15 protein-coding genes and 3 pseudogenes are annotated in these 15,638 nt (G+C 56.4%); 7 read left to right on the forward strand and 11 right to left on the reverse strand.

Going from position 1 to position 15,638, the window contains the following annotated elements; translation table 11 throughout:
- Nucleotides 1–14: 14 nt before the first annotated feature.
- Both repB and HGP16_RS27585 read left to right on the forward strand, forming a co-directional pair.
- A pseudogene (gene repB / locus HGP16_RS27580) lies at nt 15–1,006 on the forward strand (plasmid partitioning protein RepB); the annotation flags it as partial.
- Nucleotides 1,007–2,126: 1,120 nt separating this feature from the next.
- A complete protein-coding gene (locus tag HGP16_RS27585) occupies nt 2,127–2,624 on the forward strand; it encodes a DinB family protein (RefSeq protein WP_168843153.1) in 498 nt (165 codons plus the stop codon).
- Nucleotides 2,625–2,947: 323 nt separating this feature from the next.
- Here HGP16_RS27585 and HGP16_RS27590 read toward each other — a convergent pair whose 3' ends face one another.
- Complete coding sequence (locus tag HGP16_RS27590; RefSeq protein WP_168843154.1) at nt 2,948–4,018, reverse strand: GSU2403 family nucleotidyltransferase fold protein; 1,071 nt, start codon at nt 4,016–4,018, stop codon at nt 2,948–2,950.
- A gap of 497 nt (nt 4,019–4,515) precedes the next feature.
- Here HGP16_RS27590 and HGP16_RS27595 point away from each other — a divergent pair, with 497 nt between their 5' ends.
- Complete coding sequence (locus HGP16_RS27595) at nt 4,516–4,752, forward strand: hypothetical protein (protein WP_168843155.1); 237 nt, start codon at nt 4,516–4,518, stop codon at nt 4,750–4,752.
- 212 nt (nt 4,753–4,964) lie between these two features.
- On the opposite strand, the gene HGP16_RS27600 is transcribed toward HGP16_RS27595, so the two are convergent.
- The 3 genes from HGP16_RS27600 to HGP16_RS27610 form a co-directional block, all read right to left on the reverse strand.
- Nucleotides 4,965–5,288, reverse strand: a complete 324-nt coding sequence (locus tag HGP16_RS27600) for a DNA-binding transcriptional regulator (RefSeq protein ID WP_168843156.1) — start codon at nt 5,286–5,288, stop codon at nt 4,965–4,967.
- The gene (locus HGP16_RS27605) at nt 5,278–5,637 is read right to left on the reverse strand and encodes a type II toxin-antitoxin system RelE/ParE family toxin (RefSeq protein WP_168843157.1); all 360 of its coding nucleotides are present in this window, start codon (nt 5,635–5,637) and stop codon (nt 5,278–5,280) included. Before HGP16_RS27605 ends, HGP16_RS27600 begins: the two co-directional genes overlap by 11 nt.
- Nucleotides 5,638–5,933: 296 nt before the next feature.
- A complete protein-coding gene (locus tag HGP16_RS27610) occupies nt 5,934–6,905 on the reverse strand; it encodes a hypothetical protein (RefSeq protein WP_246705601.1) in 972 nt (323 codons plus the stop codon).
- A gap of 320 nt (nt 6,906–7,225) precedes the next feature.
- Between HGP16_RS27610 and HGP16_RS27615 the strand changes: the two genes are divergently transcribed.
- Together HGP16_RS27615 and HGP16_RS27620 are read left to right on the forward strand one after the other, a co-directional pair.
- Complete coding sequence (locus HGP16_RS27615) at nt 7,226–7,468, forward strand: hypothetical protein (RefSeq protein ID WP_246703541.1); 243 nt, start codon at nt 7,226–7,228, stop codon at nt 7,466–7,468.
- 652 nt (nt 7,469–8,120) lie between these two features.
- On the forward strand, nt 8,121–10,043 hold the full coding sequence (locus HGP16_RS27620) for a S9 family peptidase (RefSeq protein ID WP_168843158.1): 1,923 nt from the start codon (nt 8,121–8,123) through the stop codon (nt 10,041–10,043).
- A gap of 184 nt (nt 10,044–10,227) precedes the next feature.
- Here HGP16_RS27620 and HGP16_RS27625 read toward each other — a convergent pair whose 3' ends face one another.
- The 5 genes and pseudogenes from HGP16_RS27625 to HGP16_RS34200 all read right to left on the reverse strand — a co-directional run.
- The gene (locus tag HGP16_RS27625; protein ID WP_168843159.1) at nt 10,228–10,482 is read right to left on the reverse strand and encodes a hypothetical protein; all 255 of its coding nucleotides are present in this window, start codon (nt 10,480–10,482) and stop codon (nt 10,228–10,230) included.
- Nucleotides 10,483–10,780: 298 nt separating this feature from the next.
- Nucleotides 10,781–11,008 (reverse strand): annotated as a pseudogene (locus HGP16_RS27630) (FitA-like ribbon-helix-helix domain-containing protein); the annotation flags it as partial.
- A gap of 130 nt (nt 11,009–11,138) precedes the next feature.
- Nucleotides 11,139–12,584: an adenylate/guanylate cyclase domain-containing protein gene (locus tag HGP16_RS27635; protein WP_168843161.1), complete on the reverse strand. Its 1,446-nt coding sequence runs from the start codon at nt 12,582–12,584 to the stop codon at nt 11,139–11,141.
- Between the two features lie 444 nt (nt 12,585–13,028).
- Nucleotides 13,029–13,286 carry a DUF930 domain-containing protein gene (locus HGP16_RS34590; RefSeq protein ID WP_168843194.1) on the reverse strand — a complete coding sequence of 86 codons (258 nt, stop codon included), beginning with the start codon at nt 13,284–13,286 and terminating at the stop codon, nt 13,029–13,031.
- Nucleotides 13,210–13,386 (reverse strand): annotated as a pseudogene (locus tag HGP16_RS34200) (recombinase family protein); the annotation flags it as partial. The gene HGP16_RS34590 and the pseudogene HGP16_RS34200, both read right to left, overlap by 77 nt.
- Nucleotides 13,387–13,522: 136 nt before the next feature.
- Between HGP16_RS34200 and HGP16_RS27650 the strand changes: the two are divergent.
- Both HGP16_RS27650 and HGP16_RS27655 read left to right on the forward strand, forming a co-directional pair.
- Nucleotides 13,523–13,894, forward strand: coding sequence for a type II toxin-antitoxin system RelE/ParE family toxin (locus HGP16_RS27650; RefSeq protein ID WP_113349385.1), 372 nt, complete (start codon nt 13,523–13,525; stop codon nt 13,892–13,894).
- A complete protein-coding gene (locus HGP16_RS27655; RefSeq protein ID WP_168843162.1) occupies nt 13,881–14,198 on the forward strand; it encodes a helix-turn-helix transcriptional regulator in 318 nt (105 codons plus the stop codon). Before HGP16_RS27650 ends, HGP16_RS27655 begins: the two co-directional genes overlap by 14 nt.
- Before the next feature lie 36 nt (nt 14,199–14,234).
- Here the strand turns inward: HGP16_RS27655 and HGP16_RS27660 are convergent, their stop codons facing one another.
- Nucleotides 14,235–15,392, reverse strand: coding sequence for a site-specific integrase (locus HGP16_RS27660; protein WP_168843163.1), 1,158 nt, complete (start codon nt 15,390–15,392; stop codon nt 14,235–14,237).
- A complete protein-coding gene (locus HGP16_RS27665) occupies nt 15,389–15,637 on the reverse strand; it encodes a type II toxin-antitoxin system Phd/YefM family antitoxin (protein ID WP_168843164.1) in 249 nt (82 codons plus the stop codon). Before HGP16_RS27665 ends, HGP16_RS27660 begins: the two co-directional genes overlap by 4 nt.
- Between the last annotated feature and the right edge of the window lies 1 nt (nt 15,638).

A 15,638-nucleotide genomic window follows, 5' to 3' on the forward strand; every position in this document is an offset into this window, starting at 1 on the left:
GAAGGGGATGTGTCATGAAGCGTGAAAATCCATTCGCCAAGCTGGACATTGCCTCAATCTCAACAGAGATGGCGCCCACTAAGCCCGGTTACGGCATGACAGGCGCTGCCAAGACCGTCGTTCGCTCGATCGAAGATCTTGCGGAGAATACCAAGAAGCTCATGGAAGGCGAAGTGATCGTGGAATTGGATCCGCGTTCGCTCGACGTTTCCTCCATTGCTGACCGCCTTTCCGATGATGGCGAGGAATATCAGGCGCTCAAACAGGCGATCAAGGCATCTGGACAATCGTCGCCTATTTTGGTTCGGCCAAATTCGAGCGATGGTCAGCGTTACATGGTCGTGTTCGGCCATCGTCGCGTGAAGGTAGCCCAGGAGCTCGGTATACCGGTCAAAGCCGTCGTTAAGAAACTGGACGACATCGCCTCTGCGATTGCGCAAGGCCAGGAAAATTCCGCTCGATCAAATCTGTCGTTCATTGAGCGGGCATATTTCGCGCAGAATCTGCTTGCGTCCGGAATGACCAAGGAGGTGGTTAGAGCGTCGCTTGCCATCGACGAAGCTATGCTTTCCAAAATGCTCAGTGTCGTCGAGGTGGTTCCAACGCCCGTCATCAAAGTGTTGGGAGCCTCCAAGAAGATTGGTCGCGACAAGTGGTTGAGCTTGCGTCAACTGCTGCTGGTCCCTGCCCTTCTGAAGGTGACCACCGATTACGTGGGAACTGCCGATTTCCTCGCGATCGGAGAAGAGGCGAGATTCGACAATCTTCATGGCTACCTGACACGGTACAAGAACAAGTCGGCAGCCAAGAAACCAAAGGCTCCAGCGTCCGCAAAAAGTTGGACGTCGAACGATAGTTCGCTGAGTTTCACCATGAATGCCAAGCCTAAGAAGGTTGCGATCGAGCTTTCCAAAGCGGAAGCGAAACCCTTCAGCGATTGGCTTTCGAGCCGGATGGATCGCCTATACGACGAATACAGACGGGCCTACGCGAACGAAACGGAGATTGGGTCGCAAAAGGAAAAGGTGCCCAAGCGGTAAACCGCGGAAACCCCTGTCGTTACCCTTAGCACGATCGCATCCGTCTTTCCCCGCAGTGCAGCCAATTGTCTTTGACGCGGATTTGGCGAGCGGATTTCTTTTGCCGAAGAAAGGTGAGGCTGGATGTGACGGCGCGTTCGGGCGGAGGGTAATGACGCTTGCTTTGGTGAAAGCCAGCTGTAGATCAAAGAATTGAATTCAGGCGCACACTTTGACCAGTGGAAAGTGTTTCCCGACCTCTGCCGCGCGCGCGGTTTAGTCTTCAGGATGGAGCTCTCGCCGTTCTCGAGGCGCTGCTGACCTTTTTGCCCCGAGGCCGAGCTCGACAGGGGTAGCGCGGAGCGCCGCGGCATGGGTCACAAACGGTGAGATGCGGGCAGACCAAGGCGTAGGCGAAGGTCGAGCCGATCAAGTTGCTTGCGTTGGTCTAGCCCCTCGAGCATGCCCCGACCCGGTCGGCCACGGGTCGGCAGGATTTCGCGTTAGTGCGAGCTCATGGCAGCCGGTGCTGATTCGATCGACGCTCGGCATTCGTCGAACGATCAGGGGCTCGCGATACCGTGGGGCCGGGGGATGCAGCCGCCGCAATCGCATGTATCCCTGAACAATGAAACGGAGGCCAATTTAAGCGTGCCTGGACCGAAACTTGTCAGCCGTTTTTTCTCGAAGATATCCCTGTTCCTACAATGTGTTATCGGAATTGAGGTAGCGTTCGCGCACAAAGGCGTTCCTTGGAAAGGACTTGGGATTTTGCACTCTGGACAATCGGCGAACCGCGGCGCCCGGCATAGGAGGCATCGCAGGTGGGTCCGCTGAGGGATCGGTGGCGCAAGGAGAGGGCTTATCCTTCCGAAACAACACAATCTCGGTTGCGAGTCGCGCGACGATGCGGCTTGTTAGTGAGCGCTTAAAAGCCTATAACTCATAGGACAGTGCGACTCAGCACAATTGCCAATTAAATCACTCGCGGACCGGCTTGATGTTCAGCGATGTGGTGTGAATGCTGAGATGCGGCTTGCCCAAGGCAAGATTATCCCGCCCTGCACTGTTCCAGCCAATCATCGATAACCATTGGAGCTTGAGAACATGATCTCAGCCGGATATTGCCGACTTATGGCCCGTTACAATACGTGGCAGAATGCCTCTTTGGTAACTGCCGCCGATGGGCTCACCGACGAGGATCGCTGGAAGGATCGAGGGGCCTTCTTTCAGTCGATCGCGGCAACATTAAACCATCTATATTGGGCAGATGCCCTGATCCTAGAGCGATTAAAGGGGAACGAGCGTCCGGAGAGAACCATTCAGCATTCTTTGTCAGACCCATCGAATTGGGATGCTTTCAAAGCGCTCCGTTTGCAACGAAACGAGGAAATCGAAGAGTGGGCCGCGCGATTGCTTGACGCCGACCTTAACGGTTCGCTTGTTTGGTATCCTGGCGACGGTTCAACTCGGATCGAGAAACCAAAAACCATCTGTGTTATTCAACTCTTCAATCATCAAACCCATCATCGGGGTCAGGTTCACGCGATGCTGACCGCAGCGGGCGCGAAGCCAGAGCCAACTGACCTTCAGATGCTCGCATAGCCAGTGGCTTGATCATTCCGCCTCGATGAGGATGGCTAACGAAGCGTGCCAGGCGATCGCGGCGAACCGCGACGGGCGTGTCACCGAAGCCCCGATCTCGCACAGCGGTCTTGAGAGGGCAGGGTGAGCTCGCGAAGCGCCAGAGCCGTGCCTGCGGACTGCCGCGGCCGGAAATGACATTCGTATTGAGAGCCGTCTTTCAAAGCGCGTGGGCTTGGCAGGCGTCTTGTCGTCAAAAGGTGATGAAGCGCTCTGCGTCGGCCTAGTCAGCCCGCCAACTTTTTTGCGATGAGTGATGCAGAACCATAGCGACGGCAGTTCGTTCACTTCTTTTCAAGGTCTTCCATCTTCATGCCGAGAGCCTTAGCCAGAGCTATCTTGCCGTTATCAGGTAGCCTCTTAAGGCTGTTGGTGATCCCGTCCTGCCACGAAGGACCGCGTTCCCATGCCTCTTCATAGGCAACGGCCAGCACGTCGCTTTGGCGCATTTCCACAAGGGCTTCAAAGAGCAGAGCGGCTTGGGATCTGTCCTTGTCCGCCTTGGCGCGTCCGAGCGCGTCCGTAAGCCGCCTTGAAGCCACGATGAGCTTATGGACGGCATACCTTTCCGGAGCAGGCACGAGGACGTTTACGCCTTCGCGATGGAGGAGGACCGTGCGGACAGGTTCGTAAAGCAGGTAGTCGAGAAACCGCAGATTTTCCGCCGACGCGCCGCCGAGGGCGGACATGGATGATGGTTTGCCTGCGTAGTCGTTCGATCCCCGGTTTCCCGTCAAGAACTCCACTCGGTAGCCTTTGCCGTTTATGAATGCGGTGACCTTCACCCGGTCCGATTGATGTGGAATCGGTCGGAATCCAGGATCGACTGACTGGAGGATTTCCAGGACGGGCGGCAAGCTATCGCCCACTTCGGCCGAAATCGCGAAGTCCTGCGCGAAATCGGCATCTCCCGTCTGCATTGCCGAGGACGGCAGCCTAACGCCGAGAAGGCCTGCGTAGGTGCCAAATGCTACGGATCCGATTAGGACGGCCCGCAGTCGGAACAATCCGGCGTCCGCAAGAGCCTTCGTGATGTCCCCCGCGAACGGGTCTGGGCCGGGGAGGCCGGCGCGACGCAAGGTACTGACTATGCGTCGGCGCTCCCTGATATCGTCCTTGATCTCTTTGTGAGCATTCACCCGCGCGGTGATCTCCTCGTCGCTGTGCGGGCCGACATAGCGACGCTTGTCGCCGTTTGGAGTTGGTAGGTCGAAATACCAGTAATTGCGTCCCTTGACGGGGACTGTGACAAAACGGCCTGCCACGGGAAAGTCCGCGTGAAACGGCGCATCGAACGAGCGCTGCGCCAACTCCGCGAACATCGTTCGATATACGAGACCGACCTCTTTCGTCATCGACGTTTCTCCCATCCGAAGCGCGCCGAACTTCTGTGCCGGCAGCCCGCCGGCGCCCTTTCCACAACGGGCGAAAAAATGTTCTCGCTCGTTGTGGCGTTGCCGGTTATAATGTTCTTGCTGAAAGATTATAACTCGCCGGAAGCCCAACAAATGTATCTTCCTGCCGGCAAAAAATTCTCAACGTCCGCATCATGAGACGTCGTAAGATTGCCGCGTTTGTTTTAGGTCCTCTGACGGGACGTTTACGGCCTTTATCAAGAACCACATATTTGCTTATCTCGAAGGGACAACTGAGGCCTTTAGGGCTATCGACAAGCAGTCTCCCTGCAAATCGGACTTGTCCTTTATGAGTCTTAGCTGCAACAGCCCTCAGACAATCGGCGGTGCGCCGAATTTCGGACTGGATCTCTTTCGTTCACTCCAGCTATTCACTGAGCAGCGGAGTGATTTGAGCGCGCGAAGTAGCGGTGGTCGTCTCCTCAACGGGGCATGTCATGATGACGCAGATCATTGCTGAATGGGCGACACAGAACGGGTTCGATCTACTCGATTCGCGGAAGTATCGTCGTAGCGATAGCGAGCGCACAGTCACCATCGAAATAAAAAAGGTCTCGGTGGTGCTGATCGATGAAACGATTGGATTACGTCCCCGGGTCGTCTCTGCCTTGTTCAAAGATTTGTTTTTTGGCAGCCCCGATGGCAAACTCGAACGGCTCTTGCTCGGTCGTTGACGATATCGAATTGCGGGCCTCTAACTTGAGACTCGCAATTCTCGTTGCCTGATCTCCAAAAGGGTTGACCTTGCCGCTAAAATGACCAAACCAATGGTTCGACCCCCAATAAGGTAAATACCGAAGGGCAATTCCGGCGGCTGCGCCAACTGAGATCGACGCAAACCTTCCAATCCGGCGCGAAAGCCGCAAAATGGCACCAAGTCAACTTATCATACGAGCATCTGAAGTCCGTGCTTTTGTACCAATGACAAGAGCTTGAGTGCGGGTCCACTCGGTCGTTTCGCACCCGTCTCCCATTTCTGGACCGTCGACTCGCTGGTATTCAGATAGCGGGCAAATACCGGTTGGCTCACATGGTTATTCTCGCGGAGCGCCTTGATCTGGGCGGGCGTCAGCTCTTGCGGAACGACAAGGCAATCGCCATCGAAGGTCCTCATTGTTTCCTTGTCGATGGTCCCGGCCGCATACATGCCTTCAACGGCGCTATGGATCGCCTCGAAGGCATCGCTTTTGAACTTTCGTTTAGTCGCCATGATCAATCTCCAGCAGGGCGCCGTTTTCGATTTCCGTTTCAAGATCGGCCTTCGTCTTGCGACGGTAGAGATCGGCGAGCCTGCGGAATGCTAGAAGCTCGTCGTCATCGATGTTCGCTCGATCCTGTTTGGCGAAAAGATATGCGAAAACCCAGAACTCTTCGGCCTTTGCCAGAACGATTGAACGATGCATGTTGTCGTTGAGCCGCTTTTTGAACACACCGCCGCCGAGATCATCGGCACGGCCGACGGCAACCTGCTCGATCGCCTTCGATAGGGCCTTGTCGGAAATGCGCGCTTTCTTCGCCGCCTTGGCAAACCACGCCGTTTTGAACACTCGTTCTGACATTGGTCATATAGCACTAAGTGCTACCTTCATCAAGATTCAAAAAGGGGACTGCGCTCCTCCCGTGCTTAAATAAAATCTGCTCAGCAGAGACGACTCTGTCCTGCGGAAGGAAACGCCGTAGTGGTTGGCGACCAGCGCCTCCTGGATGATATAGTCGCCTGCTAGTAGGAGCCGGTCCGCTTGAGGATAATGGCTTGCAAGCACACGTGAACGCTATGCCGGCCATTCGATAGCTGAGTCGCCGTCAAGGCGTCGAAATACTTCGAAACGGGATATCAGGCATTCCCTTTCTTAAACTAATCCTTCTGAGTGCTCTCCAGACGACGCCCTCGGGGTGGCGTTGGATCCACCCGCAACGCCTTTCTCACCTTGCGCGAGAGCTCATCGACCGTCGCCATAACTCGGTTCATCTGTGACAGCGTGGACGCAGGTTGCGGGGCATAGCCGATAACGTGATGCTCGTTGCTTGCGGAGAGCGTGGCCAGATGCGCCACCGTCCGCTTGCGCAGGATAAGGCCAGCGTCGGTCGCTATCCGCGTTCGTTCGCCGAGGTCGTGCCGGAAACCGCCTAGCATCGTGGGGTCCACGCCTCTGGCGAGCAGGAATGCATTCAGGTAGAGCTCCATCGCATGGAGCGCCAGAAGACGCTGCGGAGCCTGGTTGAGCTTGGACGAGCCCTCGCCAAGCTTCCTGGCCGCGTCTTGGTAGTGCGTCGCCAGGTTTAGAATGCTCCGAACGCCTGCCGCTTTGCCGGGCTGTGCAGGTCGCTTGCATGATGTCGGCCGACGCTTCTCAGCAAGGCGGGTAAGATCCTTCAGCATCGTGCGCAGCTCAGGCCAGGGGGCATCTTCGAGCTTCAGGCCGGGATCATGCATGACGATCAGGCAATGGAGTTTCGCGGTGACTTCCATCAGGGAGGAGGGCGGTGTGATCCCCATGACACGTCCCGATATTCCGGCCCCTTCCGCGAGCTCCTGCTCCAAAGCGAGCGCCGCGCTGTATCCCAAACGCTGATCCGCGTCCTTCCATCGTTTCCGGCGCACACGAAGCTCGGCGCGCGCCTGAGACAGGTCTCCGGCATTAAGCTGCGTTGCCATTCGATTGATGTCGGCAAACGAGTGAACCTTAACGACGCCATCCTTTCCAACACTCGGCAGCGTCGCTGCCGGAAGACCACCGGCCTCTTCGAGCAATTCCTTCTCAAGTTTTTCTCTGAGACGAGTGGCCTTCACCTGCTGCTGATAAAGCGCATACCATTTCGGCCACATTTCTCTGACGGGCGTTGGGCCAGGCTCTGTTCGCCGAGCGTCAGGATCTTCGATGCGAGAGCTCAATAGGCGCGACGCGATGGAAAGCAGGTTCCGGCGGTCGATCACGCGCGGGACGGTTTCACACGTCGGAGGGAATGGGCTTATTTTTCCGCGGGCAAATGCGGGCAAAGTTCTGCTATTCTCAGAATCAGCCATGATCCAAGCTCCAACCAGCCAGATTGTGGTCAGGCTGGGTAGCGTGCGCGAACACGCGATCCAGCCGTCTGCAACATGATAATAAACGTCCCCGTTTAATCCGTCAATAAAGGGGCCCGTTTATGGACGTTAGATTTATTTTTGATATTGAGCGACGGGAAAGAATACATTTTATGGGTCGACCGCCGCTAAATCTGAAGGAAACGAAAGTTCGTCTTCCACGGGCAACGAAAGAACGGATCAAGGCTCTAGTCGGAAACTACGGCATCGCCACCTTCATCCGTGAGGCCGTCGAAAACGAGCTAGCGCGCCGGGAAGCTGAGCCGCCGACGACCGATGGGACTGGCGAACGCGAGATAGAATAACCATCGTCAGAATGCGCAACAGATAGGGCGATCTTGTTCTGCTGACCGATAGTCATAGGGGGCAATGATTCCGAAGAGAAGCGAGGGCTTGCGAGAGATTTCACACGTCGAGAAGCCGAACGCGCAAAAGCCTTAACCTCAATATGAAACCGGCTTCGTAGAATTATATGACGGCTTAGCGATACCATTTTAGCCTATGGAGGCTCACTGCGCTGGAGGCGCACAAGCCCCTAGTGTTGTTGCTCGTAGGCTTTTCAAGCGTCAAAAGCCAAGGCGAGAAAGATACCTTTCCTTGTCCTTCACAAGCCGGGACGGCTAATTGACGTGCTGAATGACTTCAGGCACCCAACGCAGAGAAGTGGGATCGCCCGTGATCTTTTAGCTGACGATATGAGCGCGCGCCGCCAACCTCATTTCCGGTTAACTACGCTCCCCTCAACCACCGCCAACGGAGACTTGGGAGTCCAGCTTCGGCCGGATGTGAAAATCGTTCATTGCGTTGGCCGCATACAACGGCGGCTACCGGGAATGTCTCCCCCACCTTTAACGTCAACACTTTCTCGGGAACGGTATTGTTACTCGCCGTCGTTGCGAAGCCTGATAAGCTCAGCGCGAGGTTTATATTCTGTGGAACTAAGCTCCGGAGTGTCCCTTGACCGTTCAATCCCTCATTCCACGCAGGCTGCTATTCGGAAACGCCAACGCCTTTGGGGGGCGGCTTTCACCCAACGGACAATGGCTGACGTGGATCGCGCCGTTTGAGGATGTGCTCAACGTCTGGATTGCCCCGACAGGCGAGCTCCAAGCGGGAGAACCTCTGACGCGGACAAAAGGTAGGCCGATTACCTGGCAGGATTGGACGCCTGATGGTCGTTTCGTGATGTTCGTCAACGACGAGAACGGGGATGAAAACATTCACGCGTTTATCGTTGATCCGTGGACGAAAGAGCTTCGCGACCTGACGCCCATCGCCGGCATAAGTGCACAGGTTAAAATGTGGTCGAGGCAGATTCCTGGAAAAATCGTCATTGGGCTCAACGATCGCGATCCGCGCTGGCATGATCTTTATATTGTTGATGCCGAAACAGGCAAACGCGATTTGCTTTGGCTCAACACGCAGGATTTCGGGTATATCGGCGTCGATTGGCAGCTTCGTCCGCGGCACGCGCGGTCGTCATCAGCAGATGGCGGAGCGAAACTATGGCGGATCGATGGTGACAAGGTCACCCACTGGATCGATCTTGATCATGTCGACGGATGGCTCACATGGCCAACACGCTTCGATGGCGACAGCAAACGCTTGCTGATGCGAACCTGCATCGGCCGGGAAACGACCGTTTTTGCTTGGCGTGACTGGGAGAACGGCGAGGAAACTGTCGTAGTCGAGCATCCGCGCTTTGATGTCGGGGGATGCCTACTTCACCCGATTACCTTCGATCTGGAGGCGGCGAACGTCAACGGAGCGCGTGTTGATTGGCTCTATGTCGCGCCCCAGGTTCAGGCCGATTTTGAGATTATTCAGGCTAACTTGCCAGGGTTTGAATTCAACATTGTCAGTCAGTCCAGCGACAACAGGACATGGATTGTCGATGCGTATAAGGCGGAGCAGGCTTCAACGACCTTCCTTTATAGCCGTGATAGGGGAACGATGACCGAACTGTTTCGAGCGCGTCCGGAGCTGGATACTTATAAGCTCGCGCCGATGCGATCTATCGAAACGAAATCACGTGATGGTCTTGATCTCATCTCCTATCTGACGTTACCTGCCGATGTCGCAATGGATCGGCCGGATGTTCCCCTGCCGATGGTGCTGGATGTGCACGGTGGACCATGGTCTCGCGACATATACGGTTATCGCGGTGACCACCAGTGGCTCGCCAATCGTGGCTACGCGGTATTATCGGTCAACTATCGTGGCTCGTCGGGCTTCGGGAAATCGTTCATTGCCGCCAGTGAAAAGCAGCATGCCGCCAAGATGCATAACGATCTCATCGACATCGTCGATTGGGCGATCCGTGAGGGCATAGCGGACAAGTCGAAGATCGCGATATTTGGCGGATCCTATGGCGGCTATGCTTCGTTTGTTGGTGCGACGTTCACGCCCAATGTCTTTTGCTGCAGCGTACCTGTTGTCGGCATCACCAATCTGCAAACCTTGTTGGAATCGATACCGCCTTATTGGGCGGGCTTTGCCGATTTCATGTATCGCAGCTATGGCGATCCGAAAACGGAGGAGGGGCGGGCGCTGCTGGCCGAGCGTTCGCCAATTCATAGGGTCGACCGCATCCAGAAACCGATGTTGATTTTTCACGGCGCGAACGATGTGCGTTGCAATATCGCCGAAAGCGATACGATCGTTGCGGCCATGCAGGCCAAGGGGATACCTGTGACCTATGTTGTTTATCCAGACGAGGGACACGGCTTTGCAAAGCCAGGCAACAGGATCGCCTACTTAGCCTTCACAGAAGCATTCTTCGCCAAGCATCTCGGCGGTGAGTGTGAACCCTTCGGTAGTGATCTTGATGACTCAAGCCATGAAATCAGAGCCGGGGCAGAGATTTTCGACAAGTTCTGATGGTGCAAGAGCGCGACTATCGATTCTCGATCCAATATCGGCGTCGGTCTCTATCCACCTTACTGTTGGCTGGGACCGCAGCGTTTCCGCAACGAATTGCGCGCTATTCGAGATCGAGTCTGAGAGCAAATATTTCAATCCGCTGATATCTCCTCTAGCGGCGCGAGCGTACGGTTACCTGTCCTTAATTTTGGGATTTGAGCGCGGGTCGCGCCAATTCCACAGCATCTCGAGAAAGCCATTGATGGGCTGCGATAGCGGCTCGCAGCTCGGGAAGCGTGCGATTGCCTTCTCTGAACAGGGTGACGACGGCGGCCGCTGCGATTTCATACTCTGGTTTGTCCCGGCTAATGGCCGTTGCATCCCGCCATTCTTCGAGCGCTTGGCTTATAATGTCGAGTTCGACTGAACCGAAAGTTGCGTTTACGAAATCTCTCATCGTCCCTTTCCAAAACAAGCGGCAAAGAGATGGGAGTCGGCGCGGCCAATTTCAAATGGGCCGTCTGCAACTGAACGGAGACAATCAAATTTTAACCATGACTTGCGAGCTTTACCACGCCACGCAGCTGAATACTCGGCACTCGGGCAGGTGCTGGTTTCGCGTCACCTGCCCGATATCGAACAGCCAGTTTAATCGACCCTTGGCTTCCTCAGCATGACGGCCCTGTTCGGTGACGACGCCAATAGCTCGGAAAGAACGTTGGCGTCGAGGATAGTCGCCGGTCAGGGTGTAGAGCATCGCGGATGAGATCGCGGGTGGCAATAGCGAGCTCGACACCGCCGACCGGTTCAAGCCGGGCGCGAATAGTTTCAGCAAGGTTGCGCGCGGGTTTTTCGTCAGCGGCGAGCGCCGATCGAAGGATATCGCGGGCCTCGTCTTCCATCGAACGGCCACGAAAAGCTGCACGCACGCGCAGACGCTGCTTCAGCGCATGATCAATATTCCGGATCGTCCTACTCGCCATCGGATCTCCCTGAATCAATAGTGACAATCTGATCGTCGATGGTTTATTTACAAGCATTGTGCGTTCGCACTTATCCAGCCTAGAAGCGCAATTGCCGAGAGGATCCTAAGGGAATGGCACCGGCGCTCTACTAACGAGGCATTATTCGGTAAACGCATGCAGTTCCGTCAACGCCCCGGATTGGAGCCTCGAAGACAACTACTCTTTGGCCGGCGAGAAGTTGGCTGACGCCTGGCGCCGAAAATAGCGCTTCGGAAATGCAGATTTCTCCTGCGCCCGCCAGCGACTGCACGCGTGCGGCAACATTGACTGTCTGGCCGAAATAATCGAGGTTTTCGTTCAAGCTCACAGCGATCGAGGGGCCGCAGTGGGCTCCGATCTTCAGGATAAGGCTAGGGTCGCCATGCTGGGCATTATGGCGCTCAATAACCCCCAGAATGTGCAGCGCGGCCGAGACCGCATCGGCCGGTCGGGAGAAAGCAGCCATCACGGCGTCGCCGATCGTCTTGACGATCGCTCCCGAATGCTCCTGCACCGTTGCGCCGAGCAACGCGAAATGCTCGCGAACCAGCGCATAGGCATTGAGATCGCCGAGCCGTTCATACATGGCGGTCGACCCCTTGAGGTCCGTGAATAGCAACGTCACCTGTCGGATACCCAGACCCTCCTTCTCGTCGACGTTCTCCGAGCGAAACAGGCGTCGAAAGGTCTGTCGGGCAAGCAGCATGCCGCCCGACATATAGGGATCAAAGTCGAGAGCCGGCTTGATTGTCTGCGCCAGGATTTCGGGTGGCCAATTGATCAGCAGTAGCGAGCCGCGTGAGGCGCCGGAATTCTGCACGTCGATGATGACAGGGCCGGGCGGCACCGCCGGCAGCGAAGCGGAAAAGCGCTGCCCGTTATATCCGATGCGCAGATGCGTCGGCACTGTCACAGGTTCGCCTGCGACCGGCAGTGCGAAACTCGCCTGGGTCTGGACATTGATGCCTGCTAGGGCTCCAGGGCCGAGCTCCGCCCTCAACGTTGTAACCGAGCCTGGCGGCAGGAAAGAGAGGCCGCGAACCAACCCCTGCAGGACATCGAGAAAGCGGATCTGTTGGCCGGGCAATCGCGCGTCGCTCAGGAAACGCGCCTTCCAGTGAAAATCCTCGACCGAGAGCGAGGCGGGATCATGAAACGGCAGCTGGCGGAGATGTGGCGACACCGTGAAGGTGACCTCGATGAAATCGTCGAGGTTGGTCTCGCCGCTGACGTCGCATAGGCCGCAGACATAATGGGTTTTCAAGGTTCGCAAAGCACCGAAACTGTCGAGGACCATGCCAGATTGAGGACACACCACGTCCCAGCTCATTTCGAATAATCCGTTTCGGGTCGCATGGAGAAACAGATCGATGCTTTCCACCTCCGCGATGGCGCGGTCGCGGGCGAAGGCAAGCGGATTGACGCGGAAAAGAGATAAGTCGTCGCCGTTGCGGATCAGTGTTTCGAATTTGGAAATGACCCTCGGGCTCCAGGACCGAGCGTGCTCGATCTCGGCGATCTTGCTTTCAAGGAGCCGTTCCTGAACGTCAGTCATGTAGCACCTGCGCGTTAGCTATCGATCAGCCATGCCGTGGTACCTGTCTTGGCTATTGAAGACTATAGCAAAGAATACACTGCGCGTCCGCTTCCGGGCACCGAATAGCTGGTCCCGCCGCCATCGGATTCTGGGATCTATGGGCGACAGATAAGGGGCGTTTGCGGGAGGGGGCGAAATTCTCCGCTACGCTTCAAGAACTATCGCGATAGGTGCGATATCACCGGCTGCGCTTTGGTGAGCCGCGCCAGCGTTTTGGATTCCTAATCTCAAGAAAAAATCATGTGGCCCGCCTTCGTAGACATCAAGGCTGACAGCCCCACCAAGCTGTTGCGCTGTCCGTTGCAACTCGTGCCCAATCGACAAGGGAACCCTCCGGTCGGACCTTTTCCAAATTAAAAGCAGTATCAGCAATGAACGTATAGGCTGTAAGTGCCAGCCGCCCTAATCAAGCGGCTTATCTTCGATGGGAAGACTATGTTCGGCCCAGTCGTCTCTCGGTATTGGCTCGCCCATGAGAAATTCAAAGGCAGCAACCTTCTTATGATCCGGCGTAAGATCACATTTGAATAGCAACCTATACCAATCTCGCTTGGTGTGCAGAGCCGCTCCCTCCGAAAAGGACCCGCGACGCGCCGGATCCGTGCTCCTGAAAAATCCGCTCGCAGCCGGCGCCGCGCAACTCGTCCATCTGCGCGTCATGGACCTGATCGTCGGTCGAGACGCGTGCGTAGCCGATAAGACGTTGGAGAGCCGGCGCTGGATTGGCGGCTTGCCGTTTGCCATGATTTTCTCGCGCGATTTCACGGTGCTTTGTACAAACAAGGAAAGCGTGAGAAAATGACCTTTTTTGATTGTCGGATGCTCCTCACGTCCCTTGCCAAAATAATAAACAATCTTTATATATCCCAAAGTATCTATATCTTTTAGGATATGAAATGACAGAATGGAAGGTTGAGTTTCACCCGCGATTTCGAGACGAGATCGCCGACCTTCCGAAAGATGCAAGAGTCGAGCTTTTGGCACATCTCGTTGTGCTGAGGCAAAAAGGATTTCGCCTCGGGAGACCGGAGGTCGATACGCTCGAAGGCTCCAAGCACGCGAACATGAAAGAGCTGCGTGTAAAAGTTCTCAAAGTGCAATGGCGCTTTGCCTTTGCCTTTGACCCGGAACGAAAGGCTGTTGTGCTGTGCGGCGGCGCGAAAAGCGGCGTTAGCCAGAAGCTCTTTTATAAGCGGCTGATCGACCTAGCTGATAAACGATACGACGATCATTTGGCAGAGCTGGAGAAGAACCGTGGACGATCTTGATAGACTGATACGCGATTTGTCGGCCGACGAACGTAAGGCCGTGGAAAAGCGCGCAGAGGTGTTGCTTGAGGCTCATAACCTCCGTGAATTAAGGGCTCTGGCCGGTCAGACGCAAGAGCAGGTATCCGCGAAAACAGGCTTTAAGCAGACCAACGTGTCTCGGTTGGAGAAGCGCGCGGACATGAAACTGTCAACGCTTCGAGATTATGTGGAGTCGCTGGGCGGTAGCTTAAAAATCATCGCTGATGTCGCCGGCAAAAAGGTCGACCTTTCTAGTATCGCCGAAAGGTCTCGGCACCGTTGAAACGGAGGTAAATTTCTGCGTTCGAATTCGCCGCTGCTACATAACTAACCGCGCCGCCCGTCCGTTTTTCCGCTCGGCGTTGTTATAGTAGCTTGCCGCCTGCGCCACCGACTTATGCAGGGATTGCTGCATCGCCTCGGGCAGGGGCACGCCACGATTGGCCGCCTCGGTCAAATAGCCGGATCGCAGCCCGTGAGCAGAGAATGCCTCCGGATCCAGACCCGCCTGTCGGCATCTGCTCTTGAGGATCAGATTGACCGACTGCGGCGTCAGCGCTCGCCGGTCAATATTGCCCCATTGGTCGATCCGCCGGAAGAGCGGTCCGCTCTCGATCCTCGCTTCTTCTATCCACCGCTTCAACGCGACAACCGGCCGGCCGATCAGAACGACATGTACCTGGTCTTCGGCCGTCGTTGTCTTCGTGCGGCCGAGATTGACGGTGAGACACGGCAGAAGAGGGGAGGCGGCATTGCGTGGATCGGCATGGACCTGGTCTTCATCGACCAGATCCTCGACCCGCAAATCGGCGACTTCCGAACGCCGCCGACCGCCGGAGGCAAAGGCGGTCAGCAGCAAGGCGCGATCGCGAAGATCGACCAGGCGCTCACCGTCGCAGGTGGCCAGCAGCTTTGCCAGGACATCGCCGGTGACCGCCTTTTTGCTCTTGCGTCGCCTTGGTCGAGCGCTGGCCCGCACCGCGAGCCTGAGTGCGGATTTCAGGGAAGGGGCGGAAAACGATCCGCTCAGGCCACGCCAGCGGGTGAGGATCGACCAGGAGGTCAGCCGCCGGCGCACGGTATCAGGCGCATGCGGGCCATCGGCCCTTAGCAGACCTTTTGCCCGCAATCCGATCTCGACCTTGGCCGGCATGCCGTGGCTGGGATCCTCGGCACGCTCCACGGGATCCCAGAGATGGTGGGCGACGAATTTCAGGAGCAGGCTTTCTGGCGCCGGCCAGGGGAGGGGCGCGCCTGTCGCAAGCTCGCACCATGCCTCGAGATAGCCGAGATCGGAGGCAAGTGCCCTGAGCGTGTTGGCGCCTATGCCTTCCTTGGCCAGGTATTTGAGCGTGGCGACATCGTCGTCGGTCAAAAGCGCGGCGAGTTGGTCGCGACGGGCAAACGGCAGGATGGCGCCGAGTGCGTCCAGTTCTTCGGCGCGGCTTTCAACCGAAATTGATGAAGCGCCGTTCATTTCGGCAGTCCGTTCAAGTCATAGAGATCGTCGTGGTTTGGCGTCTGATCAGCGTTTGCTGGGCGACTCTCGGCTGCCAGCGCCAGAAAATCATCCATCGTGCCCTGGCCCAGCTTCGGGGGCGCCGTGAGGACGGCGATAGGCTGCCCAGCACGGCAGATGACGATCTCGTCGTTGCGCCGGGCGAGATCCACCAGCTCTTCGAATCGTTCGGCCGCTTCGGGAATATCCGCAAAAATCTTCATC

Source organism: Rhizobium sp. P40RR-XXII (assembly GCF_012641405.1).
In the GTDB taxonomy this organism is placed as follows: domain Bacteria; phylum Pseudomonadota; class Alphaproteobacteria; order Rhizobiales; family Rhizobiaceae; genus Rhizobium.

Excerpts from the sequence above, each read along its gene's own strand:
- HGP16_RS34590 (WP_168843194.1), bottom strand. The coding sequence starts at position 13,286 with ATGACGCGCAGATGGACGAGTTGCGCGGCGCCGGCTGCGAGCGGATTT.
- HGP16_RS27590 (WP_168843154.1), bottom strand. The coding sequence starts at position 4,018 with ATGACGAAAGAGGTCGGTCTCGTATATCGAACGATGTTCGCGGAGTTG.
- HGP16_RS27665 (WP_168843164.1), bottom strand. The coding sequence starts at position 15,637 with ATGAAGATTTTTGCGGATATTCCCGAAGCGGCCGAACGATTCGAAGAG.
- HGP16_RS27610 (WP_246705601.1), bottom strand. The coding sequence starts at position 6,905 with ATGTGGCCGAAATGGTATGCGCTTTATCAGCAGCAGGTGAAGGCCACT.
- HGP16_RS27595 (WP_168843155.1), top strand. The coding sequence starts at position 4,516 with ATGATGACGCAGATCATTGCTGAATGGGCGACACAGAACGGGTTCGAT.
- HGP16_RS27625 (WP_168843159.1), bottom strand. The coding sequence starts at position 10,482 with ATGAGAGATTTCGTAAACGCAACTTTCGGTTCAGTCGAACTCGACATT.
- HGP16_RS27605 (WP_168843157.1), bottom strand. The coding sequence starts at position 5,637 with ATGTCAGAACGAGTGTTCAAAACGGCGTGGTTTGCCAAGGCGGCGAAG.
- HGP16_RS27615 (WP_246703541.1), top strand. The coding sequence starts at position 7,226 with ATGGACGTTAGATTTATTTTTGATATTGAGCGACGGGAAAGAATACAT.
- HGP16_RS27585 (WP_168843153.1), top strand. The coding sequence starts at position 2,127 with ATGATCTCAGCCGGATATTGCCGACTTATGGCCCGTTACAATACGTGG.
- HGP16_RS27635 (WP_168843161.1), bottom strand. The coding sequence starts at position 12,584 with ATGACTGACGTTCAGGAACGGCTCCTTGAAAGCAAGATCGCCGAGATC.
- HGP16_RS27600 (WP_168843156.1), bottom strand. The coding sequence starts at position 5,288 with ATGGCGACTAAACGAAAGTTCAAAAGCGATGCCTTCGAGGCGATCCAT.
- HGP16_RS27650 (WP_113349385.1), top strand. The coding sequence starts at position 13,523 with ATGACAGAATGGAAGGTTGAGTTTCACCCGCGATTTCGAGACGAGATC.
- HGP16_RS27660 (WP_168843163.1), bottom strand. The coding sequence starts at position 15,392 with ATGAACGGCGCTTCATCAATTTCGGTTGAAAGCCGCGCCGAAGAACTG.